At 61.9% G+C, this 23112-nt stretch carries 24 protein-coding genes; 9 read left to right on the top strand and 15 right to left on the bottom strand.

Translation table 11 applies throughout. The annotated features are described in order from the left end of the window. Positions 1–7 precede the first annotated feature (7 nt). From MU553_RS21400 to MU553_RS21365, 8 genes are all read right to left on the bottom strand, one after another. Positions 8–835 carry a DUF6920 family protein gene (locus MU553_RS21400; protein ID WP_247381471.1) on the bottom strand — a complete coding sequence of 276 codons (828 nt, stop codon included), beginning with the start codon at positions 833–835 and terminating at the stop codon, positions 8–10. 96 nt (positions 836–931) lie between these two features. Then, the gene (locus tag MU553_RS21395) at positions 932–1939 is read right to left on the bottom strand and encodes an AIR synthase family protein (RefSeq protein WP_247381470.1); all 1008 of its coding nucleotides are present in this window, start codon (positions 1937–1939) and stop codon (positions 932–934) included. A 46-nt stretch (positions 1940–1985) separates the two neighbouring features. Beyond that, on the bottom strand, positions 1986–3065 hold the full coding sequence (locus MU553_RS21390; protein WP_379814687.1) for an ABC transporter ATP-binding protein: 1080 nt from the start codon (positions 3063–3065) through the stop codon (positions 1986–1988). Beyond that, on the bottom strand, positions 3053–4756 hold the full coding sequence (locus MU553_RS21385) for an ABC transporter permease (protein ID WP_247381468.1): 1704 nt from the start codon (positions 4754–4756) through the stop codon (positions 3053–3055). The genes MU553_RS21390 and MU553_RS21385 overlap by 13 nt, the downstream gene beginning before the upstream one ends. Continuing rightward, positions 4756–5844, bottom strand: a complete 1089-nt coding sequence (locus MU553_RS21380; RefSeq protein WP_247381467.1) for a thiamine ABC transporter substrate-binding protein — start codon at positions 5842–5844, stop codon at positions 4756–4758. Before MU553_RS21380 ends, MU553_RS21385 begins: the two co-directional genes overlap by 1 nt. A 116-nt stretch (positions 5845–5960) precedes the next feature. After that, positions 5961–8183, bottom strand: a complete 2223-nt coding sequence (locus tag MU553_RS21375) for a GGDEF and EAL domain-containing protein (protein ID WP_247381465.1) — start codon at positions 8181–8183, stop codon at positions 5961–5963. A 98-nt stretch (positions 8184–8281) separates the two neighbouring features. Beyond that, positions 8282–8716, bottom strand: coding sequence for a DUF7970 domain-containing protein (locus tag MU553_RS21370; RefSeq protein ID WP_247381463.1), 435 nt, complete (start codon positions 8714–8716; stop codon positions 8282–8284). Then, a complete protein-coding gene (locus tag MU553_RS21365; protein ID WP_247381461.1) occupies positions 8713–9594 on the bottom strand; it encodes a ParA family protein in 882 nt (293 codons plus the stop codon). The genes MU553_RS21370 and MU553_RS21365 overlap by 4 nt, the downstream gene beginning before the upstream one ends. 529 nt (positions 9595–10123) lie before the next feature. Between MU553_RS21365 and MU553_RS23680 the strand changes: the two genes are divergently transcribed. From MU553_RS23680 to MU553_RS21355, 3 genes are all read left to right on the top strand, one after another. Further along, positions 10124–10252, top strand: coding sequence for a hypothetical protein (locus MU553_RS23680; protein WP_282594409.1), 129 nt, complete (start codon positions 10124–10126; stop codon positions 10250–10252). Between the two features lie 1202 nt (positions 10253–11454). Then, positions 11455–11970, top strand: a complete 516-nt coding sequence (locus MU553_RS21360; protein ID WP_247381459.1) for a CBS domain-containing protein — start codon at positions 11455–11457, stop codon at positions 11968–11970. Positions 11971–12144: 174 nt separating this feature from the next. Beyond that, entirely contained in the window at positions 12145–12390 is a 246-nt protein-coding gene (locus MU553_RS21355; RefSeq protein WP_247381457.1) for a PRC-barrel domain containing protein, read from the top strand. 49 nt (positions 12391–12439) lie between these two features. Here MU553_RS21355 and MU553_RS21350 read toward each other — a convergent pair whose 3' ends face one another. Beyond that, entirely contained in the window at positions 12440–12703 is a 264-nt protein-coding gene (locus MU553_RS21350) for a hypothetical protein (protein WP_247381455.1), read from the bottom strand. Between the two features lie 87 nt (positions 12704–12790). Here MU553_RS21350 and MU553_RS21345 point away from each other — a divergent pair, with 87 nt between their 5' ends. From MU553_RS21345 to MU553_RS21335, 3 genes are all read left to right on the top strand, one after another. Then, positions 12791–13546 carry a GNAT family N-acetyltransferase gene (locus MU553_RS21345; RefSeq protein WP_247381453.1) on the top strand — a complete coding sequence of 252 codons (756 nt, stop codon included), beginning with the start codon at positions 12791–12793 and terminating at the stop codon, positions 13544–13546. Between the two features lie 223 nt (positions 13547–13769). Beyond that, positions 13770–14090, top strand: a complete 321-nt coding sequence (locus tag MU553_RS21340) for a HalOD1 output domain-containing protein (protein WP_247381451.1) — start codon at positions 13770–13772, stop codon at positions 14088–14090. 364 nt (positions 14091–14454) lie between these two features. Next, positions 14455–15234: a hypothetical protein gene (locus tag MU553_RS21335; protein ID WP_247381450.1), complete on the top strand. Its 780-nt coding sequence runs from the start codon at positions 14455–14457 to the stop codon at positions 15232–15234. A gap of 83 nt (positions 15235–15317) precedes the next feature. Here the strand turns inward: MU553_RS21335 and dps are convergent, their stop codons facing one another. Both dps and MU553_RS21325 read right to left on the bottom strand, forming a co-directional pair. Then, entirely contained in the window at positions 15318–15950 is a 633-nt protein-coding gene (gene dps, locus MU553_RS21330) for a DNA starvation/stationary phase protection protein Dps (protein WP_247381545.1), read from the bottom strand. A gap of 129 nt (positions 15951–16079) precedes the next feature. After that, a complete protein-coding gene (locus tag MU553_RS21325) occupies positions 16080–17378 on the bottom strand; it encodes a hypothetical protein (protein ID WP_247381449.1) in 1299 nt (432 codons plus the stop codon). 234 nt (positions 17379–17612) lie between these two features. On the opposite strand from MU553_RS21325, the gene MU553_RS21320 reads away from it, so the two are divergent. After that, positions 17613–18392, top strand: a complete 780-nt coding sequence (locus MU553_RS21320; RefSeq protein ID WP_247381448.1) for a mechanosensitive ion channel family protein — start codon at positions 17613–17615, stop codon at positions 18390–18392. Positions 18393–18725: 333 nt separating this feature from the next. Then, complete coding sequence (locus MU553_RS21315; protein WP_247381447.1) at positions 18726–19397, top strand: helix-turn-helix domain-containing protein; 672 nt, start codon at positions 18726–18728, stop codon at positions 19395–19397. Positions 19398–19603: 206 nt separating this feature from the next. Here the strand turns inward: MU553_RS21315 and MU553_RS21310 are convergent, their stop codons facing one another. The 4 genes from MU553_RS21310 to MU553_RS21295 are packed head-to-tail and all read right to left on the bottom strand — an operon-like array spanning position 19604 to position 21220. After that, positions 19604–19954 (bottom strand): hypothetical protein, encoded by a 351-nt coding sequence (locus MU553_RS21310; protein WP_247381446.1) that lies wholly within the window; start codon positions 19952–19954, stop codon positions 19604–19606. Between the two features lie 9 nt (positions 19955–19963). After that, positions 19964–20116 carry a hypothetical protein gene (locus tag MU553_RS21305; protein ID WP_247381445.1) on the bottom strand — a complete coding sequence of 51 codons (153 nt, stop codon included), beginning with the start codon at positions 20114–20116 and terminating at the stop codon, positions 19964–19966. A 12-nt stretch (positions 20117–20128) separates the two neighbouring features. Further along, positions 20129–20323, bottom strand: a complete 195-nt coding sequence (locus tag MU553_RS21300; protein ID WP_247381444.1) for a hypothetical protein — start codon at positions 20321–20323, stop codon at positions 20129–20131. A 45-nt stretch (positions 20324–20368) separates the two neighbouring features. Then, positions 20369–21220 (bottom strand): YihY/virulence factor BrkB family protein, encoded by an 852-nt coding sequence (locus MU553_RS21295; protein ID WP_247381443.1) that lies wholly within the window; start codon positions 21218–21220, stop codon positions 20369–20371. Positions 21221–21416: 196 nt separating this feature from the next. Here MU553_RS21295 and MU553_RS21290 point away from each other — a divergent pair, with 196 nt between their 5' ends. Beyond that, entirely contained in the window at positions 21417–23003 is a 1587-nt protein-coding gene (locus tag MU553_RS21290; protein WP_247381441.1) for an FAD-dependent oxidoreductase, read from the top strand. Positions 23004–23112: the final 109 nt, after the last annotated feature.

Raw genomic sequence — 23112 nt, 5'->3', positions numbered from 1 at the left:
CCGTCGCCTATCTCGCGGTCTCGGGTCCGACGACGATCTCGTCGATGTTGGCGCGCCAGTACTGGAGGTCGCCGTCCGGGAGATTCCATTCGACGGACGCAGCAGTCGGCACTCGCATTCCGTTCCGCCGTTCGTAGTCACGGAAGTACCCAGTCCACGGCGCGTAGGAATCGTCTTCCTGCCGGTAGCGCTCGGTCGTCACACTCGAAATCTCGTCGTTCTCGTCGAAGTGGAAGACGACGGACGCGCTCGCGCCTTCGTGTTCGAGCGTCGCCATGGCAGACCGCTCGTCGATCCCGTTCCACTCGACGCCGTTCGCGGGCAACAGCGCGGTCGGGTACCAGACCGCTTCGGCGAGGTACCGGACCAGTTCCCCGGCATTCATGTCTGGGCTCGGACCCGCATCGGCGACGGAGACAGCGGAACGGAGTCGCGCGTCCAGCGTCCCGTCTCCGTGACTGTACCTGTCGATCACGCGGACCGGGAGCATCGGCAGCACGTCGATCGTGGCGTCCCAGACGAATCCAGGCGGCGCGGTAGTGACGTGTTGCGTCGCTTCGAGTGACCGCCAGGACGCGTCGGGTCCGCCGAGGCGAAACTCGCCGTGTTGCCGGAGTCGGACCGACCGGACGTGTGACTGCCCGTCGTCGAGGACAGTCTCGAAGTATCGCTGCACGGGCGCCGGCACGTCCTCCCAGTCCGCGTCGGTCACGACCGCGTCGCCGCTGCGCTCGGCGTCCGAAAGCAGCGATTCGACGTAGCGGTCGATCTCTCTCCCGAACTGGCGCTTCTGCTTGGTCGCGTAAGCGATTCCGACGCCAGCGAGAAGTCCCACAGCCGTCAGTCCGACGCGTCGCAGACGGTGCCGTGCGTTCGATGTCAGTGGTGCCCACCTGTGTCGTCGTCCGTCCGGGAGCGACATGAAACCCGCTTACTCGTCGGTGAGCGCCTGGATCGCGGCCCAGGACGGGTCCGTCTCCGGGGCCGTGACCTCGTCGCCGTCGACGTAGACGCCACGCCCCTCACTGACAGTGCCAACGACGGCGGCGGGCGTCCCTCGTGCTTCGAGCGCCGCGACCACGGCGTCGGCGTCAGCAGGATCGACGGTACTCAGGAGCGTCCCGCAACTCGTGACCCGCCAGGGGTCGACGCCGAGCGCGTCGCACACCGGCCGGACGCCGTCTCGGACGGGGACGGCGTCGCTGTCGACGTCGAAGCGGACGCCCGCCCCCGAGGCCATCTCGACCAATCCACCGTGGAGCCCGCCCTCAGTGGCGTCGTGCATCGCGGTCACCCGGCCGGCGTCGTGGGCAGCTGCCGCGTCACGAACGCCCTCGATGTCGTCGACACGCGCCTGGGCCGTCGCGATCGTCTCCGCCGGGAGGGGGAGTTCGTCGGGGTAGAGCGTCGAAACGAGGCCGGCGACCTCGGCACCCGGCCCCGTCGAGACGACGATCGCATCGCCGGGTCGGGCGCCGTCCGGTCTGACCAGGTCGGTCCGATCGCCGACGCCGAACGCCGTCGCCCCGCCGACCCACGACGACTCGACGCCGGCGGCCCGGCTGACGTGATTGGCGACGATTGCGACGCCGAGATCGCTCGCGTGGTCGCTCAGTCCCCGCCAGATCGTCGCGATCTCGTCGTCTGTCATCGACGGGGGAACGGTCAGCGTCAGGGAACAGTGGGTCGGCGCGATTCCCGAGACGGCCACGTCGGTGAGAAAGACGTTCAGCGCGAATCGGGCCGCGCGGTCGAGCCCCAGGTCCGGGAGGATCGAGAGCGGATCGGTCGCGGTCACGAGGAGCTGGTCGCCCACGTCGAGGACGCCGAAGTCGACGCCGTGGCGCGGCCCGAGCGCGACGTCGTCACGGTCGACGCCGAGCCGCGGTGCGATGACGTCGTCGAAAAAGGACCGGTCGACCTTCCCGAGATCACTCATTGGACTTTCCTTCGAGCGCTGTCAAAAAACGCCTCCGAAGCCGCGATCAAAGTCGGTGGACGTCCGCCCTGTCGATGCCGAGTTGCACCGTCGCTCCCGGCTCGGGACGCTGGTCGGTTTTCACGAGGATCGAGCGGTCCTGCCAGTCACAGTGCAGGCGGTACGCGTCGCCGAGGAACTCGACGTTCTCGACGGTCGCCGAGAGCGTCGCGTCGCCAGAACCGAGCGCGATGGCCTCCGGGCGGACCGAGAGCGTCACGGGCTCGTCGGCCTGCACAGCGTCGGCGTCGGGCAGCGGGAACGACTGGCCGTCGACCGCAGCGCTCGGTGGGGTTCCGGGCGTCACGGTCCCATCGAAGAGGTTGTTGTCGCCGACGAACTCCGCGACGAACCGCGAGGCCGGCTCCCGGTAGATCCGCTCGGGCGGCGCGACCTGTTCGAGTCGACCGTCGTTCATCACCGCGACGCGGTCGGAGATCGCGAGCGCCTCTGCCTGGTCGTGGGTGACGTAGACGGTGGTGATGCCCAGGTCCTGCTGGATGTCGCGAATCGTCACGCGCAGGCGCTCGCGAAGCCGCGCGTCCAGCGCGGAGAGTGGTTCGTCCAGCAGGAGGACTTCGGGGCCAGGCGCCAGCGCCCGCGCCAGCGCGATCCGCTGCTGTTGCCCCCCGGAGAGTTCGGTCGGATCGCGGTCGCCCATGCCCGCCATGTCGACCAGCTCGAGCAGTTCGTCGACGCGTTCGGCCGTCGAGTGCCCGCCTGGCGGGTCGCGGAACCGCAGTCCGTACCCGACGTTCTCCCGGACGCTCATGTTCGGGAACAGCGCGTAGTTCTGGAAGACGATGCCCACCTCGCGGTCTTCGGGCGGGACGCCCGCGACGGACCGGCCGCCGATGCGGATCGTTCCCGCCGCCGGCGTCTCGAACCCGCCGATGCTCCGCAGGGTCGTCGTCTTCCCGCAGCCGGAGGGACCGACGAACGTGAAGAACTCGCCCTCGGCGACCGAGAGCGACACGTCGTCGATCGCCGTCACGCCGTCGAACTCTACTGTGAGCCCGTCGAGTTCGACGCCCGGCTCGGCGGACGCGTCGCGTCCAGCGCGATCTGTGCCGGTCACAGTTCCCACCGACCGCCGAGGCGGTCGATCACGACGAAGCTGGCCGCTGTAATGGCGAGCAGGACTGTCCCCATCGCGGTCGCGGGGCCGAGGCTCGGCCCGAGTGAGCGGTTGGCGATGTATCGTTCCAGTGCCACGGGCATGGTGTAACTGTCGACGTTGCTCGCCAGCAGCACCGTCGAGTCGAACTCGCCGACGCTGATTGCGAAGGCGAAGGCCGCCCCGGCGGTCAGCGCTGCACCGACGAGCGGGAGTTCGACGTCCAGCAGCGCCCGAACGCGCGTCGCGCCGAGGGACCGGGCCGCGTCGACGAGTCGAGCGTCCAGACTCCCGAGCGCGGGCGTCACGTTCCGGGTGACGAACGGATACGCCGCCACCGCGTGCGCGAGGACGATCGCGACCGGACCGAGCACGGTGATCCGATAGCCGAACAGGACCGTACCGAACACGAGCGTCTGCAGAAGTCCCAGGCCGACGACGACGCCGCTGACGGCGATCGGTGCCGTCAGGATCGCTTCGGCTGCGCGACTTCCGACCACGTCGCGAGTGGCGACGACGGACACGACGATGCCCATCGGGACGGCCACCAGGAGGGTCCCGACGCCGAACAAAAGCGAGTTAGTGATCGCCGGCAGCGGCCTGGTCGTGCCCGACGCCGCGGCCGTCTGCCGAGACACCAGGAACTCGTAGTACGCCGTGGTGAAACTCCCGTTCGGTCCGGTCAGGCTCTCGACGAGCAGGCTGAGGAGCGGTCCGACGAACACCACGAGTGCGAGCGCACCGTAGGCAAGCAGGGCGACCCGGCGTGGGTCCGCGAGTGTTTCTCGGCCGACCAGTAGTTGACGTCTGCCGAGCGGCCGCCCGCCGCTCGTCCCGGCCGCCTGTCTGGCCTCGTATCGGAGATAGACGTACATCAGCAGGAGCGAAAATACCGTCTCGATGGTGGCCAGCGTCGCCGCCTCGGCGAGTGCGAGGTCCTGAACGCGCGCGAAGATCCACACCTCGACGGTCGCCAGCCGAAGGCCTCCGAGCGCGAGGACGATCGGGAACGACATGAACGTGAACACGAAGGTGAGCAAGGCGGCGGTCAGGAGCGACGGCAACAACTGCGGGAGGACGACGTCCCGAAATGCCCGCGCCGGCGAAGCACCCATCGCTCTGGCCGTCTCGACGCGACGGACGTCCACCGACTCCCAGGCGGCCGTGACCAGCCGCGTCACCAGCGGCGCGTTGTAGAACGCGTGGGCGAGCACGATGATCTCCAGCGAGAACAGGAGGTTCACCGATCCGAGTCCGAGCGCTCCGAGCACGTCGTTGAGGAAGCCGTGCTGGCCGAACATGGCGAGAAAGCCCACGGCGACCATGATCGACGGGAGGACGAACGGCAGCATCGTCAGGGAGCGCAGCGTTCGCCGCCCGGTGAACTCGTATCTGGCCAGCAGATACGCGCCCGGCAACCCCAGGGCGACGCTCGCGACAGTCGAGAGCAGCGCCTGATAGGCCGTGAAGCCGAACAGGTCGTGATAGAACGGGTCGGTCAGCACGTCGACCAGCGGGGCGAGCGTCGGACGGCCGTCGCTCCAGATCGCCTCGACGAAGACGCTGCCCACCGGATAGTAGAACACGATCGACAGCACCGCGACTGTCAGGACGAGTCCCAGTGGGATGGCGAGCCGTTCCGCCCACCGCCGCCAGGTCATCAGTTGCTCGCGACCAGCCGCGCCCAGTCGTCGATCCAGGCATCGACGTTGCCAGCGAGTTCGTCGTACCCGAAGGTCACGGGGTTCGGCGGCTCCAGCGCGTACTCCGAGAACTCCTCGCTGGGCGTGACGCCCTCGACGGCCGGGAACTGGACGTTCCGGACCGCGATTTCGGCCTGCGCTCGCTCGGAAAGCACGAAGTCCATGAACAGCCGGCCGAGCCGCGGGTTCTGCGCGTCGTCGAAGACGGCCATCGCCTCCGGGTTCGCGTAGCCCTGGTCGTTGAGGAACCCGACCTGATGTTTCGACATGTCGACGTCGGGGCCGTGGTAGTACACCTGGTCAGTCGAGTAGGAGACGACCATCGGCGCTTCCCCGTTGGTGTACGCCTGGTAGGCGGGTTCCCAGTCGGAGAGGACGCGCACGCCGTTGTCCAGCAGGTTCGACCAGTAGTCGAGATAGCCGCCCGGGCCTTTCTCGTGGATCGACCAGAGGAGGAAGGCTCGTCCGGGGTCAGACTGCTGGGCGTTCTGGGTGATGAGGTCGCTCTGGTATCGCGGCTCCAGCAAGGCGTCGAACGAACCGGGGTTCCGGACCGCGTCCTCGTCGTAGACGAGCGAGATGTACCCGGTGTCGTAGGGAAGCGCTCGGCCGTCGGGATCGATCTGCAAGCTATCTTTCACGGAGTCGCTGCGCTCCAGGTCGTCTTCGACGACTCGGAAGAGTTGGTCGTCGAGCTGCTCGTCGGCGCGCACGAGTTCGCCGGTGTTCAGGCCGACGTACACGTCCGCACCGAGAGGGGCGCCCTGCTTTTTGCGCTGGATGAACTGGTTGAACCCGTTTTCGGGGGTCGTGAACTCCACCGTCACCTTCGGATACTCGGTTTCGAAGGTGGATTTCAGCCACGTCCCCGCGGCATCCCCCCCGGTGAACGAGGAGTACGTCGCGACGGTGAGCGTCCCGCTCGGCGGTCCGGTCGGGGTGCCAGTCGTCGTCCCCTGCTCGACGGGGGCTGCAGTACAGCCCGCGAGAATCGTCGCCGACGCGACGCCGGCGCCAGCCCGCTGCAAAAATTGTCGCCGTTTCATTACCGGGTTGTTACACCGAGTTAATAAACGCCTTCCGAAACCGAACAGCGCTGGACGCGGCGCTCCAGGGTCGCAATACTCAGCACGGTCGCTGGCAAAAATCAGTCGACGCGGGTTCAGTTCGTCGAGGACGACAGGTCCTGGAAGATGCCGAGGTAGCCGACGAGTCCGTCGTTCCCGTCGATGCGCGTCGACGAGAGGCGCACCTTCCGGAGTTCGCCGGATTTGGTCTGGCGCTTCGTCTTGACGGTCTGGATGGTTTCGCCGCTGTTGAGTTGGCCGATGACCGGTTCGAACTTCGAGGGCTTGTTCTCGGGGAGGAACGGCACGGGCTTGCCGAGCACTTCGTCTTTCTTCCAGCCGAAGAGCCGTTCCGCGCCCTGGTTCCACAGAACGACCTCGCCCGCCGAGTCCACGATAACGATGGCGTTCGGCGAGGCTTTGATGACCGCTTCGAGGGTATTCGTCGTCTCCGAGAGGCCCTGCTGGACGTGTTTCCGGTCGTCGATGTCGATGTGGAGGCCGAGCGCGCGCGTTGCGTTCCCGTGTTCGTCCCGGTCGATGACTTTCCCGACGGTACGGACCCACTGCCAGTCGCCCTCCTCGGTTCGCATCCGGACTTCCTGGTCGTAGCGCTCGGTCTCGCCGTCGAGGTGGGCCTCCAGTGCCTTCCGGGCCTCGGCCACGTCGTCGGGGTGGATCACGTCCTCCCAGATGTCGAAGTCGAACTCCGGGACCTCGCTCGCCAGTCCGACCATGTTGGTCCACTGGTCGTTGAAGACGATCTCCTCGGCGTCCCGGTCCCAGTCCCAGGTGCTGATGTTCGCGCCTTCGACGGCGAGGTCGAACCGCTGTTGGGTCTGGCGCAGCGTCTCCGTGCGTTCGGTCTGCTCGGTCACGTCGCGCGTGGCGAAGACGAGGCCCTCGATGGGCGAATCGTCCAGTCGGTTCACTGCCGTCGACTCGACCCAGGCCCACGAGCCGTCGGCCTGTTTGAACCGGTACTGTTGGGTGACCGTCTCGGCGGGGTTCCCGAGCAACCGCCCGATCTCGGTTTCCAGTTCGTCTCGGTCGTCGGGGTGGACGTGATCGAGGAGGTTCGTGCCGACCAGGTCGGCCGGATCGTGCCCAGCGATCTGTGCGACCGCGGGACTCGCGTACTCGACTGTCTTCTCGGCGTCGATCGTCGCGACGAACTCGGAAGCGATGTCCACGAACGTCCGATAGCGTGCGAGATCCTGTTCGTGCGCTCGCTGCTCCGTGACGTCACGCGCGGAGCCGACCAGTTGGACGACCTCGTCGTCGACGATCACGGGTGCGATCCGGGTTTGCCAGTACGATCCGTCCGTCGGAACCGGAAGTTCGACCTCGTAGTCGACGGGTTCGCGCTGCGCGACGCAGTCGCGGTAGTACGAACAGAGTCGCTCGCCCGCGTCGTCTCCGAACACGTCCTGCGGCGTCTCGCCGCGGATCTCGTCGGCGGCCAGCCCGGTCTGGTCCTCGAACGCTGGATTCAGTCGATCGAACTCGAATCGTTCGGCGTTCTCGCCCACGTCGATGTAGAAGATCGCCTCCTGTGCGTTCTGGAACATCGCGTCCGCGCGGGCGAGTCCCTGCGTGTGCCCCGACTGCTCGGAGCTGTCCTCGAAGAGCGTCACGAAGTAGTCGTCGCCACCGATCTCTTCGCGGCTCGCAGTGACAGTTCCCTCGATTGTGTCGCCGCTGACGGTCTCGAACTCGACCGGCCGGTCTTCGACGTGTCCCGTCGCCTGGAGCGACTCGACGAGCGCGTCACGTTCCCCCGGGTTCGCATAGAAGTCGCTCGGGGCGCGATTCATGAGTGCGTCCGTCGACGCCGCCTCGAACAACTCGACGAGCCCCTCCGTCACGTGGGTGAACTCGTCGTCGTCACCGGTGGTCGCCCGCTCGATGGCGACTGGGAGGTGGCCGAGGATTCGCTCGTACCGGTCGACCTCCTGTTCGCGCTCTTTGCGCTCGGTAATGTCCGTGAAGAAGAGAGAAACGCCGTCGTCGTCGGGATAGACGCGGACCTCGAACCAGCGGTCGACGTCGTCGTCGTAGCGTTCGCACGTTTCGCGCTGGTTCGTCTCCATCGTCGCCTCGATCTTTCGTTGCGCCTCGGTGCCGACCATGTCGGGAAAGACGGTCCAGACGTGGCGCCCGACGACGTCGTCGCGATCCTTGTCGAGTAGCTGTTCGGCCTGCTCGTTACAGGAGAGACACTGGAAGTCAGAGTCGAGAACGACGACCGCGTCGGAGATCCGCTCTAGCATCTCACCCCGGGTGAGGACGTCATCAGGGTTCCCAGATCCGCTCATGTTAGTTTGATTGTATAGGGGGGTAGATAAATTGCTTTGCGTCATTCGACACGTCGAACACGAGCAAGCGGATGGGCAACGAGCGACGTCGGTACCGATTACATGTCGTAGCCCCAGCGACGAAGCACGTCGGCTGCTTCCTCCAAGTTCGCCATTCCCGCGAGGTAGATCGCTTCCCGTGCGTCGGTCCGGGAGAGATCCACGTCCAGCATCGCTTCGAGGTCACGCTCGGCCTCGACGGCCCGTTCGTGTGTGTCGGCCTGGACGAACAGCTGGTGGACTTCCGGCCGCTCGTCTTTGACCTTCTCGCGACGGAGGATGAACGGGAGTTCGTCGCGGCTGAGCCCGGTGACACTACTGTCCTGCTCGTCTGTAGTCGACTCGGTCGTTGGCTCGGGAGTCGCCGTCGAGTCCGGCGGTTCGGTGTCCGTTTCTGCGGGCTCCGCTTCGTCCTCGTCAATGGACTCCGCCGATTCCGCGTCGGACTGCGTCGGTTCGTCGTCGGCGAACGGATCGGAGGCGCCCGATTTCATGCGATCACCTCGCGTTCCGCCTCGGCGACGTCCTCGGGCGTCAGCTCGACGTCGAACTGACTGGAGATGAACCGAGCGAGCGTATCGAACGCCTCGAGCGTCTCGCGTTCGCGATCGGCGCGGTCGTTCTCAGCGACGAACTCGTACGCGGTCGTCTGTGCGTCCCACGCCCCGTTCAGCATCGCCTCTCGAACCGGAATCTGCACCGGCGAGACGGGATAGGACACCGTCTCCAGGGCTTCCTCGTACTTCGCACGGACGCGCGTTCGGCGGACCTTGTTCGGGACGACGGCAACCACGCCGACTTCCGCGTCGACTTCGGCTTCGAGATTCGAGACCGTGTCTTCGAGGCCACGGAGCGACTGTTCGCCTTTCGGCGACAGTTCGAGCGGGATGACGACGTTCGAGGTCGCCGAAACGGCGTTGTAGACGTGCTGGCCACCCGTCGCCGGCGGGTCGATGACGAGCACGTCGTACTCGTCGGTGACCCCGGCGTCCTGCAGGACGCGGCGCAGCTGGAGTTCCTTGACGAAGCGGCCGCCCATGTCCTGTTCCATCTCCTGGGCGCGCTGGAGGTTCGTCTCCAGACTGTCCAGCATGTTGTGGCTCGGGACGACGTGGATGCCGTGGCTCGTTTCTCGGACGAGGTCCTCGAAATCGCCCTTCGGTCGATCGATGAGGTGGCGCACGATGTTATCGACGTCGGGGTCGGACCGCTCGTCGTCGACGCCGAGATGGTGGCTCGCACCGCCGTTCTGGGGATCGAGGTCGATCAAGAGCGTCTGTTGCCCGTGGCGCTGATGGGCCGCCGCGAGGTTGACGGCCAGCGCCGTCTTCCCGACACCGCCCGCCTCGCTCCACAACGCGTACGATATCATTCAGTTCGAACTAATACAAACACCACACATAAATTCTCGTCAGACATTCTGACCAATGTTGTTAATAATACTGACTGAAACTACTGAGCAGTAATACTGACCAGTGTTATTGACCAATATTACTGTAGAGACAGACTTGCTGCTAGTACTGTATGGTAACACATTCTCGCAATACTACCTAGCCACATCTACTAGTAATAATTCAACACCAACATGACCGGTTATACTGATACGGAATACTATTCATTAAATTTGGACGATACAACTATGCGATAACTCTCACGGTCAACACTGATCAGCTAGAAGGTGTAGGTGGCCTGATCAGTATATCCGGAAAACGATATTGGCCGATGGCCCGACACAGTAGAGCCCCAATGTCACTAGTCACTGTCAACCGTAACTGCATGCGATGTGGTTACGCACGAGCGTAGCCCTGACACATCGGAGAGGACCAGAGCCACCGTGTATCGTACGCGCGGCCACCCTTTCTGAAACAGAACTGTTACGTCTCGACCGACCAAGATTCTGTATGAGCAGGCACGATGAACCCACTGAAGGCACTGATGAGCGAAGCATCCATTTCTACATCATCGTCGGAATGGTGCTCGTGTTCATCCTCGCAATAATCGTCGGCATGAGCTTCGAGGTACTGGCCTGAGCTCGATCTACACGTCGGTCCAACAGTGCCGCGTCACAGCCGAAAGTGCAGATTCGTTCCTCCTCGAATGAGGGTCCGAATCGGTTTTCGTGAAACTCGCAAACTAACTCTGAAGGTGAATCTGAGAGTGCGAATATCAGTGATCTCGGGATATAGGTAATTTATCCAACCATTTTTGGTTCGTCGTTGTCCAGTCCAGACAACCACACAACACCCCGATGGTAGGATATTATGACCATTGGCCATAAACTAAATATCGCTATACAGAGTGAACCAGGAGAATAAGGGTAATCAAACAGTAAGACCGTGTGGCCCTCCTATCCGTGAACAGGCGGGTCGAGAGTAAGCACCAGGGGTTGAAGAAACAGCACTACGGCTAAACAAACCCGGATAAAACAGCGAACGGAGGACCGTTACTGGATATCTGCCGAGCGAAGTCGTGAACTTCGCGGACCGGACGCTTCGAGTTCGGCTTCGAGAGCGGCAATGCGGCCCTCTAGCTGACGTTCCATCCTGTTGAGACGCGCGTCGAAGCTTTCCACTACGGACGCGTTACACGACGATTTGCCGTGGACCGCCTCACAGAACCGGGTGTGTACAGGTAATTTCAGATGAGATACCTGGTGTTGACAACCTGGGCAGGTGGGCATCTTGAGTGAGATACTCCCTGTGATAGCATGAGGGTTGACCCAAAAGACATAGGTTCATAACGAAAAAGCGGGGTAATCATCACGCCGTCGGTGACTGACGTTCCTGTCGTGTGATGGACGGGCATCAGGTTTTATCAGCAGGTTCGTGGTACCATTAGGCGGTTGGTCGAGCGCGTCACGCGCCGGCCGACGGGTATAATGAACTACCAGGGAGATAACCCAAACGCGCCCCGGGAGCGACAGCCCAGCGGAACCGGTTCACAGCAATCACGAGGTATTCAGTCACAGCCACAGCAACGACAGCAACCAACACAGGTGCCACAGCAGCCACCGTCACAACAGCAACAACAGTGGCAACAACCACAGGGACAGACTGGACCACCACAGACCCAGCCACAACAGCAGGGACAACCTCAACAGCCCCAGTCACAGCAAGGCCAACCCGGTGGTATGCAGCAGACAATAACGACACCACAGGGACCGACTGGCCAACAGCCACAGCCGAATCAGCAGCCCCCGACTGGACAGCCGTCGCCAGGTGTCCCACAAGGGATGACGACGCCCCAACCCCAGGCGATGCAGCAGGGAACCCAACCCCAGCAGCAGCAACCTCAGGTCGGGATGGCACGCCAGACCTTCGAGCCAGCGAAAGTCGAGGACCTCATCGTCACCGACGTCGTGACAGCACAGCGTGATACGCCCATTCGGACGGTGGTGAGCAGCATGGCCGAGAACAACGTCGGCTCCGTCGTCATTCTGGACGACGACGGCAAGACGCCGATCGACCTGGTCACCGACCGAAAGATAGCCCTCTCGCTGGAAGGGCGCCCCGCGATCGCCGAAAAGAACGTCGAGGAGTTGCTCACCGGCGACCTCATCACCGGATCGACGGAGATGACAGTCTTCGACGCTCTCGAACAGCTCAAAGACGCGAAGATCCGTCGACTACCGATCGTCGACGAAGATGGGACACTGCAGGGGATCGTCACTCTTGACGATCTGCTCGTATTCCTCGGCAACCAGCAGGCGGACGCACTAGAAGTCATCAGCGCCCAGAGTCGGCGATAACCGCGCTGGCGCCGAGGCGTTCGGTTCCCTATTTCTTCTTACAGCAGTACTGGCGTAAAGCAGAGCGCGACTGTCTCCAGATCAGGGACGTTCCTGTCACCAGTCTATTGGGAGCGCGCCTCTTGCACCTGCAGGCAACAAGTATTGGACCGGTGGCGTGAGAGTCACTACAGCATGGCTACCGAGATTACCCAAGAAGACGAAGGGAAGCCAGTCGTCCGCGAAAACGACACACTGGGCCGCATCGTCAACGTCGAGCACGGCACCGCCTACGTCGACCCAGACCCGAGCGTCACGGATACCATCATGTCGAAACTCGGCTGGAGCGACGAAACAAAACGCGACGAAACGCATCCACTCGCCGACAATTCAGTGGTCGAAGTGACGAGTGACGAAGTACGTGTAGAGAGCGATCTCTGAGAGTGTCTCGGCAAAAGGAGAGACGGCACCGACCGGCTATCGTAAACTCTCAGGACCCCCAGACCAGGTCAAGCGAGAGAACAGCTGTACACGCGGGATCTTGCAGCTGCTCGTCGTCCCCTTCGACTTCTGTGACGTCCGCGTCGAGATAGCCAGTACATCGACCTTCCTCGATGACCTGGATCAGTGAGACCGGCGAGCCACACTCCGGACAGTCGAGAAAGTACCCGTTCTCACGTTCGTGCAGTGCGTCTGGTTCGAGTTCCATCCGCGCCCCGTCTGACGAGTCGTGTTCAGGAGAATCGTCGGACATAGCCTTTCAACACAGTCAACGCGGACGTCGATAAAGGTACGCAGTACTGGCGTCGGGACTTTAGGGCGTGTGCGTCGAACTGGTGATATGGAGGTTCAAAGCGCGGCAAGCACGGACGCCGAAGAGATCGCGACCGTCGCGAGAGCGTCGCTCAGTGAATCGTACGGACACTTCATCGACGAGGACGCCATCGTCGACATCGTGGAAGAGTGGTATTCGGCGCCCCAGTTGAGTTCCCTTCTCGACGACGAGAACGAGGTCTTTCTACTCGCTTACGAGGACGACGACCTCGTCGGGTTCGTGCAAGGAGCGCTCCTGCAAGAAGATCCACCAGCAGGTGAGTTAGACTGGCTCCACGTGTCGCCACACTTCCGCGGGGAGCACACCGGCACGCAACTGCTCGGCCAGTTCCAGGATCGGATCGAAGATCAAGGCGCAGAGGTACTCCGCGGCAAGGTCCTCGCCCAGAACGAGGACGGAGGGGCGTTTTACGAAGAGCACGGGTTCGACCACGTGGCCACCCGCGAGGTTACAATCGGGGAGACCAACTACGATGAGCAGATTTACGAGAAACCACTCGGCGGATATCCGGCGGAGGAAGTCGTCGAAACGATCACTGAGCCGAACGACCGAGAACTGTTCGTGAGTTTTAGCGACGCTGAACGTGGTGCGAAAGGACCATTCTACACAGTGTTCAGTAGCGAAGCACTGGAAGAACGGTACGGGTTCTACTGTGGGAACTGCGAGTCGGTGGACACCGCGATGGACGCGATGGGCCGTATCGAATGCAACAACTGTGGGAACAAACGGAAAGCAACCAGATGGGACGCATCGTATCTGTAATCATTCGTCAGAAATCGGGAGTGGAAAACTGTGACTACTACTCAGTAACCACACTCTACTCGCCGAGGTAGAGCGGAACAGCGGATGAAACAGGCTTCTCGAGCGAGGCTAGTCCATATCCTGTCAGATTTCGTAACAGCAGAAAACCTTTTGGTAACCGTACTATAACGGAAGCACGTCACAAATGATGAACCGTAACGTATCAAATACAGAACTCAATACAGTGCCACAACAGGCCCCTCCGAAACAGCAGCAGCCGTACGTGGTCCACCACGAGTTCGGCGGGACGGCGGAGTTGACGACGACGCTCGCACACGCAATCTCTGACGTCACCGGGATCGACGTGACCGACACCGGGTTCACGCTCAACGACTACGTGGATCCGGACGCCATGGACAAACTGTTCAAGCCCAAACCCGACGGGACGCCGCGGACCAACGGCTCGCTCAATCTGACGATCCTGGGTTGCCAGGTCGCCATCCACAGCAACGGGCAAATCGTTATCTCTCCCCCTCAACAATCAGTTACTCAGTATCAAGGCTAAATGCGGATCGGCTGTCTCTGCGAGTCAGCACGCGGCTTGCTTGTCTGATTTCTTCTCGTAAAATCGTGTGCTCGGCTCCCGAATACGCACCCAGCGAGAAGTAACGCGAGCCACACTGAACGCGGAAATATTGACAGAAGGGGCTTACTTGAACGTCGCCGCCCAGTGTCCAAGCCTATCCCGATAAACGATATCGACTGTTTATATCCTGGCCAGAGGACGAAACGCTTGGTAGTGCAGTCGACCGAGACCGGGAACGAGTAGTGTCCTTTCACACTACTGGAACAGTTCACGAAATCTACACTGGTAGCGTGTCGTGGAAGCAGTTGCCGCACACGCTCTCCGAACTCGAAACTATCCAACAATGAGTCAGTCTACAGACCTCGAACAGCGGAACACAGGCCAACAATCGATGATGGCGAACGGGCAGCGGGCCTTACAGCAGGCCTTTCAGATCCCGCTCGAACAGAGCCTGCAGGTTCAGCGCAACGCAGCACAACTCTTCGTCAACGGTCTCGAAGCCCAGAGCCGCGCCCAGCGCCAGGGGATCGAGCTCACCAAGGACACCGTCGACAGTTACCTGCAGACCCTCGATTCCGTCGTCAAGAACACGGAACAGATGGCCGAAACCGAGATGGAAGTCGCCCAATCCCAGGGCCGAGAGATGCAACAGCAGTTCCAACAGACTGGGCAACAGATGCGGGAGGAGTTCCAGCAGATGGGCCAGGATTTAGGTGCTCAGACCGGCCAGGCGGCCGGCGGAATGCAACAGCAGCCATCGCAGCAATATCAGCAGCAGCCCCAGGCAGCATCCATCCAACCGCCGGCGCAACCCCAGCAGACGCACCAGCCACAGGGCCAACAGTTCCAGCAGCAACCACAGCCACAGAGCGGAATCCAACAGCAGCCACCACAACAGCCACAGTCCCAGCAGGTGCAGCAGCCCCCACAACAGGTTCAGCAGCCACGACCACAGCAGATTCAACAGCCACCACAGCAGGCCCAGCAACCCCCACAATTAGCTATCGAGCCCTATCAGGAGGGCGAACCGACGCAGGCACAGACGGCTGAGGCCAGTTCACAGCAGAAGGCGGATTCACAGCGCCAAGTGCCAGTTACCCCTGGACAGCAGGAATCGTCGTAAATACCGCCCGAAGTCACCGAAAAAACGGGTCACCGGAGGATTCGACTCCGGTCATTTTTCTTTTCTCGCGCCAGCGAGCTGGACTATCGCTGAGAAGTCTGTGTCGTCTGCGATCGCCCCTGCACGGGTTCGTTCTGCACCGTCGGTCCCTGGAGGTGTGCCTCGAGGAACCATCGCTTTTCACCGACCTCACGGGAGATTTCGTTGAGCAGGTCCGCCGTATCCACGTCGCCGGACTGGGTCGCCGCCTGAATGTCCTGACTGAGATTCGCGTCGTGCATCGCGATCCGATCCGCAAGCATTTCGATGAACTCGACGCCCGTCACTGCCGACGTCGAGAGCGGTGGGATGTTAGACGTCGAGGCAGCCGTGTACGTGCTGCCGATGGCCTGACCACCGAGCGACGTGATTCGCTCTGCGATCTCGTCGATGTGATCCTCGAACTCCTCCGCGATCTCGTCGAACAGTTCGTGGAGCGGGAAAAAGTGCAGTCCCTTCACGTTCCAGTGAGCGTACTTCGCCTGCGACTGGAGGACGATCGAGTCAGCGAGACACCGATTCAATCGCTGGATACTCGCCGTTCTGACGTTCTGTGACAGATAGCTCCTCGTCGGAAACTGTTGCGCTGCAGGCTGTCCGCCTTGCGCTGTTGTCTGCTGCTGTGTCGCTCCCGTCTGTCGTGGCTGTTGCTGCTGAGACTGGTTCTGGTTGTACATCTGGCTCATGGATTGTGAGTCCGGTCACAAGGTCCACGACCACCCTCAAGAATGTTCGCTAGCCCTCCGTGAAGCGACACGAATTGGCATCCAGACGAAGACTGTTCGATACCAAGAGGAGAGGAGAGGCTAGTCTCGTGTCTCTCCTTCGACTTCCAGTTCGACCGTATCGTCGGTGATCTGTGACACTTGACTGGCCGTCACGGGGTAGGCGTCCTCGTTGTGGCCACCCCAATCGAGTGCAGTCTTTATTTTGTCAGTGATCGACGGATGCGGGTCGACGAACATCGTCTCGTTCTCGACTTCGACGACCAGTCCGACTTCTTCACCGGTCGCGTCCACGACTGACTTGCCTTCCTCGTCTTGCGTCGGAACGAGCCGTCCTTCCTCCGCCCCAGTGTCCCCCATTTCCGTCTCTTCTTCCACCACTGCTTCCTCACGGGTCGTCGCCTCCTCCATCCCGAGGGTCGCCCCTTCTTCGTCGACGATGGCACTCTCGATCGTCTCGCGGGAGATGGTTTCGGCCGACACGGTCTCACCGTCCGTGATGGTGCCGGAGAACTCCTTCTGAAGGGAGAGTTCCTCCTCGATCGTCTTCCGTTCCATCAGCTCGGTCTCGAATACGTCACCCTCTCCGAATTCGGTGTGGATGGAGCCGCTCTCGATGACTTCCGACGTCGTCGCCTCCGTATCGATGAGTTCGCTCTCGAGGATCGTCTGTTGCACACCCTCGATATCGATCGTGCTCTCGATCTCGTCGGCTTCCACTGTGTCGGTCTCGGTGGCTTCGGTGTCGACGATCTGGCTTTCGATAGTCAGCCGTTCAAGTACCTCTCGTGTCAGATCCCAGGACTCGTTGACGATCACCTCGACGTCGAACTCGTCAGTGAGCGTCGTGCCGGGTTCGAATTGCTCGTACTCGATCGATTCGTGCCTTTCAGCCCCTCTATCCGTGACGTCACAGCTTTCGACGTCTCGCGTGAGGAGTTCGGCGTTCTGGATCGACGACTCGACCTGGTCTCGGTCCGCGATCTGACTCTCGATCTCGGCTTCCTCCACGACAGTGCGTTCTATCACCGTCGTTTCCGTGATCGTGCTGGTCACCACTTCACCTTCGACCAAGGCCTGTTTCAGTTCGTCACTCTCGACGGTCGCCCGGCCCATCGCCTCGTCGTGATCGAGAACCTCGAATCGGTCGCCCTCGTGGGCGACAACGACCATATTCTGGTCTTCCATCGTCGAGAAGAACTCGTCCCAGGACACCGTTTCGTGCATCCCACCGACGTTTGATTCCTCGACGAGGACGAGGTTTGACGGTCTCTCTTCGCCTTTCCGTCGGGCCGGAACGACGTTGGCGTCTTCCGCCCACGATTCGATCGTCTGGCGATCTGTCGTGATTTGACTCTCGGATTCGCTGTGGCTAGCCATAGCAGGTGCCGTACGGGAAACAGTTGATTAAATGCGTGGCTGGCCTATTCAAGCCATTGACGACAAGTTGGTCGCCTCGACGGCACACCCAGCCCAGTTGGGAAGGAAACGGGCGAAGAAGGCCTGCTCCTCGACTGCAGTGGCGAGTTGGCGGATGTCACACTTCATCGCCTTTGGGATGCAGGCTCCGCGCTGATACGCCTCGGACTCGAAGACACCCCGAGGTACGTGATAATGGCAGCGTTCGAATCGGCAGTCGTGCTACAAGTACAGGTTCCGGACTTCCTCGAGGAAACCATCAGTAACATCATCGCGTTCTTGCCTCGATTGGTCGGTGCACTCGTCGTCCTGCTGATCGGGTGGATTCTCGGCGTCGCGATCGGAAAGCTCGTGAAAAGCGTGACCGATCGCGTCGAGCTTGACAGGTTCGTGATGGACACGCCGCTTGGCGGAATTATGGGCGGAACCGAGCGTGCTGTCTCGGCGACGTTCGGGAAGATCGCCAAGTGGTTCGTGTACGCCCTGGCGATTCTGGCGGCTGCAGACGTGCTCGCCATCACGCTACTCTCGGAATGGATACAGACCGCGGTGTCCTATCTCCCGGCGTTCATCGCGGGACTGGCCGTCATCGTCCTCGGATTCGTCGTGGCAGACTTCATCGGTGACGCGATCATGGAGACGCGCGCTGCGACCCAGACGTCCTACACGAACTGGTTCGCGGCCGGAACGCGCATGTTCCTGTATTTCACGGCCATCGTCATCGGACTGGACACGATGGGCATCGACGTGAGCATCCTGTACCTCTTCGCGCGAGCGACAGCGTGGGGACTGGCCGCAGCGTTGGCCCTCGGTCTGGGAATCGCAGTCGGCTGGGGCGGTCACACCTACGTGTCGAACAACATCGACCGGTGGATGGGGCAGGCCTCCTCCGCGACGCCCGAACCCAGCAGCTCCCGACAGGCCGATGGCGGTTCGACTGTCGACGTGGAATCCACCACCGATGAGGACGACTAACGAGGCCCCGATTTGCAGGCCACTTCGGCCGTGATTGCCGCTGGTCGAACTGCAATCCAGTCCCGTCGGACTTCTTTTTGCTTGGATTCGTATAGTGGCCATACGACCGGTCGAGAGACCCCCTGGCCTGCTATTGCCAGGACGACGCGACGCAGTTTGGGTCGGATTTTTTCTGTTATAGTTCGGTCACGTCGTGGACGGGTTCGAGGAGACTCAGCGGCGGAAATTCCTCAGTGTCGGTTCCATGTCAATTCAATCGGCAAAATCAGGTACTGCGGCGTTACCTGCCATAGCCAGCAAATAGTAATACCCGTTGTTTTCCATGCCAACGACATGGGCACGATTGTGGACGCACGAATCCCGACGGCCGAGTTTGCACTGTCTGAGGCCTTCGGAGACGTACCGGACGCGTCGATGGAGGCGGTACACGTCGTAGTGCCTCGGAACGACTGTCTGCTTCCGTTCCTCTGGGCGTCGGCACCGGACACTGAAGACCTCGATGCGGCGCTGGAAGCCGACCCGTCCACGAACGAGGTGACCAGGCTCGTACAGGACGATGGGCGCGTCCTGTACCAGATCAGGTGGGATTCACAGGTCCGCGTGTTCCTCTCGATGCTCGTCGAGAAGCAGGGAACGCTACTCGACGCGCAGATTCAATCTCGGGCGTGGGAACTCAGAATCCTGTTCCCGGACAAAGACACGATGTCGGCGTTCTACGACTTCTGTCAGGCGTACGGGACCAGCGTCGACATCAATCGGGTCCACGACCTCGAAAACGTCGTGCAACACGGCGGCACCAGACTCTCCGCAGCGCAGTACGAGGCCCTGACCGAAGCGCTCAATTCCGATTACTACAGCGTCCCCCGCGGGACGACGCTCGTCGAACTGTCTGATCGCCTCGGCGTCTCCCACCAAGCCGTCTCGGAACGACTGCGCCGCGGACACCAGGTACTCCTCGAATCGAACCTCCACGACGGGATGGCCTCCAGCGGCTCCCTGTCCTGACGGCGAGAAGATGTAAGTCCACCTTAGACAACGCCAGAAACGGGTGTTCTCGCCCCCTCTTTCATAAGTACCCTGTAACAATGCGGTCCCGGCGAGTTGCGTTGTGCACGGGCCTCGGTGACACTGACACGTCACGCGCGTAGCTGACGGCCCGCTTGCACATCATGAACGATTTTACTCGATCAGCACGGCGGTCAGACGAACGGTCACAGCAGCACCAGCAGCGAGGGCAACAGCACAACCAGCACCGACCGCCGCGACAGCAACACCACCAGCAGTCTCACCAGGGACAGCAACAGGAGAGCCAACAGTCCCACCAGCAAGCCCAGCAACGACACGAGCAGCGTGGACGGCAACAGATCTCGCAGGGCTACGGCCAGGAACGATTCGACCAATTCGAGGGAGGCCAGCAGCGAGATGAGTTCGACCACGGACAGCAGGCCCAGCAACAACAGGGGCACCCCGGCCAACAGCACCCCGGGTTGCAGTCCGGTAAACAGCAGAGCGCACAGGGGACGCAGTTCGGGCAGCACCAGCAGTCCAACCAGGGACAGCATCAGCAGCGCTCACAACAGCATCAGCAGCCACAGCAGCATCAGCAACAGCGTCAGCGCCCGCAACACCACGCGAGCCAACAACGGGGACAGCAGCCACAGGCACAGCAACAGAACCAGCAGCACCAGCAGGGATTTCGACAGAGCCATCAGGGACAGCCCCACCAGGAGCAGCCGTCACAACAGACCCAACACCGAAGCCAGCAGCAACAGCCACAGCAGCAACGACAGCATCCCCAGCAACAGCAGGGGAGCGAACTCTCGGATTTGCGGAAGAGAGAGCACACCCAGCCCCGCGAAACCGAGCAAGGGCACAGGCAGGAACAGCAGCGAATCGCTCACCAGCGTCAGAGTGAGATCGGCGAACAGCACATCGACGAAGACGAGCAGACCCAGTACTGAGCGCGCGACCCTCAGCTACTGCCGCCGGATCTCCTCAGAGATGGGTTCCTGCTCGTCGATCGTCTCCGGTGGTGAACGGGTGGACAGGACGACGTTCGTCGCAGCCCCGACCAGCAGGACGAGCGCCCCGAAGTACAGCCACGTGATCAACAGCAGGATGCCGCCGAGAACGCCATACAGCTCCGCCGTCGAACTGTACGAGGCGTACACCTGAAAGAGCAACTGAAGGATCGTCCATCCGACGGCAGCGACGACGGCTCCGGGAATGACCTCCTGGAGCGAGACCTCCACGTCCGGAAAGACGTAGTAGATCGGGAGAAAGGCGATAGCCAACGCGACTGTCAGTAACAGGAGATTGAGGACGTTCATGAACGGCAGTGCCGGAAAGAGCGCGTAGACGGTCCCGGCGAGGAACATCGCGAACGTGGCGACGGAGATTCCGCCGATGACGATGAGCCCATCGATCGTTTTCTCGATAAAGCCCTCGTGTCTACCCGTCCCGTAGAGCTTCGAAAACGCCGTGTCGAGTCCTCTGAAGACGCTCGTGATCCCCCAGAGGAGCGTGAGAACGGCGATGATGGAAAGTTGGAAGCGGCCACTGGCTTCTTTGATGGTGTCGAGTAAGACCGACTGTGCAGCCGGCGTCAGATACGCCTCCGTCGCGTCGGTGACGAACGCCGCCAGCCGCTCGTCGCCGACGAACGAGACGATCAGAAAGACGAGCATGAGCAGCGGAAACAGCGACAGAAACGCGTAGTAAGCGATGCTCCCCGCCATGAACGGGATGTCTCGGTTGCGAAACTCCCGAATGATCGTCCCGACGATCGAGACGACGGAGTCGGCTCGTCGACGAAGCGCCAGTGACATCAGAGTTCACATCGAGAGAGGATGCGAACCTCTCACACAGTGACGTAGCAGTGGCAGCCACTTAGCCCTCTGGATGGGTCGCTGCGCGAACAAGAACCTGGGACTCCCCGAAGAGAGCCTGCATCAGCCAGCCCCGGACTTTTCGCCGACAACGTCCATGTGATTGTCACCCCTGCCAGGGCCACGGTGACTTCCGATGAATTCGAACCCATCCGAGACCGAGGACGCTGCGTCCGGGAAGCACACGTCGATCTGGCTGGACACGACGGACGAGACGTCGTACGACGAACTCGACGGCACCGAGACCGCCGAAACGGTCGTACTGGGCGGTGGCATCGTCGGCCTCACGGCGGCCTATCACCTGACGCGAGCAGGACAGGAAGTCGCCGTGGTCGAACGAAACCGTCTCGTGACGGGGACGACCGGCCACACCACTGCCAAGCTGACCTCGCTACACGGACTGCGATACAGCGACCTCAGGCACCAACTGGGAGAGGAACGGGCGCACCAATATGCCAGGGCGAACGAACAGGCGATCGACGAAGTCGAGACGATCGTCGAGCGACACGACGTCGACTGTGACTTCGAGCGCGTGCCGGCCGTGACGTACGTGTCGGACCGACAGCAAACTGACCGCGTGCGGGACGAAGTCCGAGCGGCTCGGCGGCTTGGCCTGCCTGCGACCTACGTCGAATCGACGGACCGGCCGCTCGACGTCGAAGCCGCCGTCCAGTTCGACGACCAGGCCCACTTTCACCCGCGAAAGTTCCTGCTGGCGTTGGCCGCGATCGTCGACGAAGGTGGCGGCAGGATCTACGAACAGACGAAAGCCCTCGACGTCGAGGGCCAGTCGCAGTTCTCGGTCGAGACTGACACGGGCTCGCTCCGCGCCGAGAACGTCGTCATCGCGACGCACTTCCCGATCGTCGACAAGTGGCTCTTTTTCTCCCGCATGTATCCCAAGCGGTCGTACGTGGTCGCAGTAACCATCGATGACCCCACCCCCAAAAAGATGTACTACAGACCAGGTAGTCCGTACGTGTCCGTTCGGCCGGAACCAGCTGGTGACGAGTCGACTGTGCTCGTCGGCGGACAGAACCACCGCACGGGCCACGGCGGCGACACGAACGAGCGCTACCGAAGGGTCGAACGGGCGGCTCGCGAGCGGTTCGACGTGGAGTCGGTCGAGTATCGCTGGTCCACGCAGGACTTCGTCTCCATCGACGGCGTCCCGTTCGTCGGCGTACACAAACCCTTCGGGGAGAACGCGTACGTCGCCACTGGATTCGGCGGCTGGGGAATGACGAACGGGATCGCCGCTGGCAGGCTCATCGCCGACAGCATCCTCGACCGGGGGTCACCTTGGGAACAGGTGTATCGCCCCTCGCGCCTCACGATCGACGGTTCGCTCCGAGAGTTCGTCTCCCACAACACCAAATCGGCTCGCCACCTCTTCGAGGACTATCTCCAGACGCGGCGTCCAGAGGCAGCCGACCAGTTGACCCGAGGGGACGCAACGGTAGTCGACTCCAGTGACGGTCCGGTCGGGCTCTACCGTGACGACGACGGTGAGATACACGCGGTCTCGGCCGTCTGTACGCACCTCAACTGCGTCGTCAACTGGAACGACGCAGAGAAATCCTGGGACTGCCCCTGTCACGGATCTCGGTTCGACGTCGACGGGTCCGTCATCGACACCCCGGCGCTCGCCGATCTGGAGCAGTACGACGCCGAACAGTTCAGTGGATTCGGTCGGCTGCGTCTCGAAACCGAACCGAAGTGAACCAGTCGTTCGACGCCACACCCGTGTCTCCGTGGACTGATTGTTTCCTCCTGCGAAAAATGCGAGCGCGTTGAGACAATCCGCTGACGCGAATGGAGCGGATCAGAAT

It is taken from the genome of Halorientalis brevis (assembly GCF_023077655.1).
This window is presented reverse-complemented; position numbering and strand designations above follow the sequence as displayed.

Excerpts from the sequence above, each read along its gene's own strand:
- MU553_RS21395 (WP_247381470.1), bottom strand. The coding sequence starts at position 1,939 with ATGAGTGATCTCGGGAAGGTCGACCGGTCCTTTTTCGACGACGTCATC.
- MU553_RS21385 (WP_247381468.1), bottom strand. The coding sequence starts at position 4,756 with ATGACCTGGCGGCGGTGGGCGGAACGGCTCGCCATCCCACTGGGACTC.
- MU553_RS21380 (WP_247381467.1), bottom strand. The coding sequence starts at position 5,844 with ATGAAACGGCGACAATTTTTGCAGCGGGCTGGCGCCGGCGTCGCGTCG.
- MU553_RS21375 (WP_247381465.1), bottom strand. The coding sequence starts at position 8,183 with ATGAGCGGATCTGGGAACCCTGATGACGTCCTCACCCGGGGTGAGATG.
- MU553_RS21370 (WP_247381463.1), bottom strand. The coding sequence starts at position 8,716 with ATGAAATCGGGCGCCTCCGATCCGTTCGCCGACGACGAACCGACGCAG.
- MU553_RS21365 (WP_247381461.1), bottom strand. The coding sequence starts at position 9,594 with ATGATATCGTACGCGTTGTGGAGCGAGGCGGGCGGTGTCGGGAAGACG.
- MU553_RS23680 (WP_282594409.1), top strand. The coding sequence starts at position 10,124 with ATGAGCAGGCACGATGAACCCACTGAAGGCACTGATGAGCGAAGCATC.
- MU553_RS21360 (WP_247381459.1), top strand. The coding sequence starts at position 11,455 with ATGACGACGCCCCAACCCCAGGCGATGCAGCAGGGAACCCAACCCCAG.
- MU553_RS21355 (WP_247381457.1), top strand. The coding sequence starts at position 12,145 with ATGGCTACCGAGATTACCCAAGAAGACGAAGGGAAGCCAGTCGTCCGC.
- MU553_RS21350 (WP_247381455.1), bottom strand. The coding sequence starts at position 12,703 with ATGTCCGACGATTCTCCTGAACACGACTCGTCAGACGGGGCGCGGATG.
- MU553_RS21345 (WP_247381453.1), top strand. The coding sequence starts at position 12,791 with ATGGAGGTTCAAAGCGCGGCAAGCACGGACGCCGAAGAGATCGCGACC.
- MU553_RS21335 (WP_247381450.1), top strand. The coding sequence starts at position 14,455 with ATGAGTCAGTCTACAGACCTCGAACAGCGGAACACAGGCCAACAATCG.
- dps (WP_247381545.1), bottom strand. The coding sequence starts at position 15,950 with ATGTACAACCAGAACCAGTCTCAGCAGCAACAGCCACGACAGACGGGA.
- MU553_RS21325 (WP_247381449.1), bottom strand. The coding sequence starts at position 17,378 with ATGGCTAGCCACAGCGAATCCGAGAGTCAAATCACGACAGATCGCCAG.
- MU553_RS21320 (WP_247381448.1), top strand. The coding sequence starts at position 17,613 with ATGGCAGCGTTCGAATCGGCAGTCGTGCTACAAGTACAGGTTCCGGAC.
- MU553_RS21315 (WP_247381447.1), top strand. The coding sequence starts at position 18,726 with ATGGGCACGATTGTGGACGCACGAATCCCGACGGCCGAGTTTGCACTG.
- MU553_RS21310 (WP_247381446.1), bottom strand. The coding sequence starts at position 19,954 with ATGCTGTCCCTGGTTGGACTGCTGGTGCTGCCCGAACTGCGTCCCCTG.
- MU553_RS21295 (WP_247381443.1), bottom strand. The coding sequence starts at position 21,220 with ATGTCACTGGCGCTTCGTCGACGAGCCGACTCCGTCGTCTCGATCGTC.
- MU553_RS21290 (WP_247381441.1), top strand. The coding sequence starts at position 21,417 with ATGAATTCGAACCCATCCGAGACCGAGGACGCTGCGTCCGGGAAGCAC.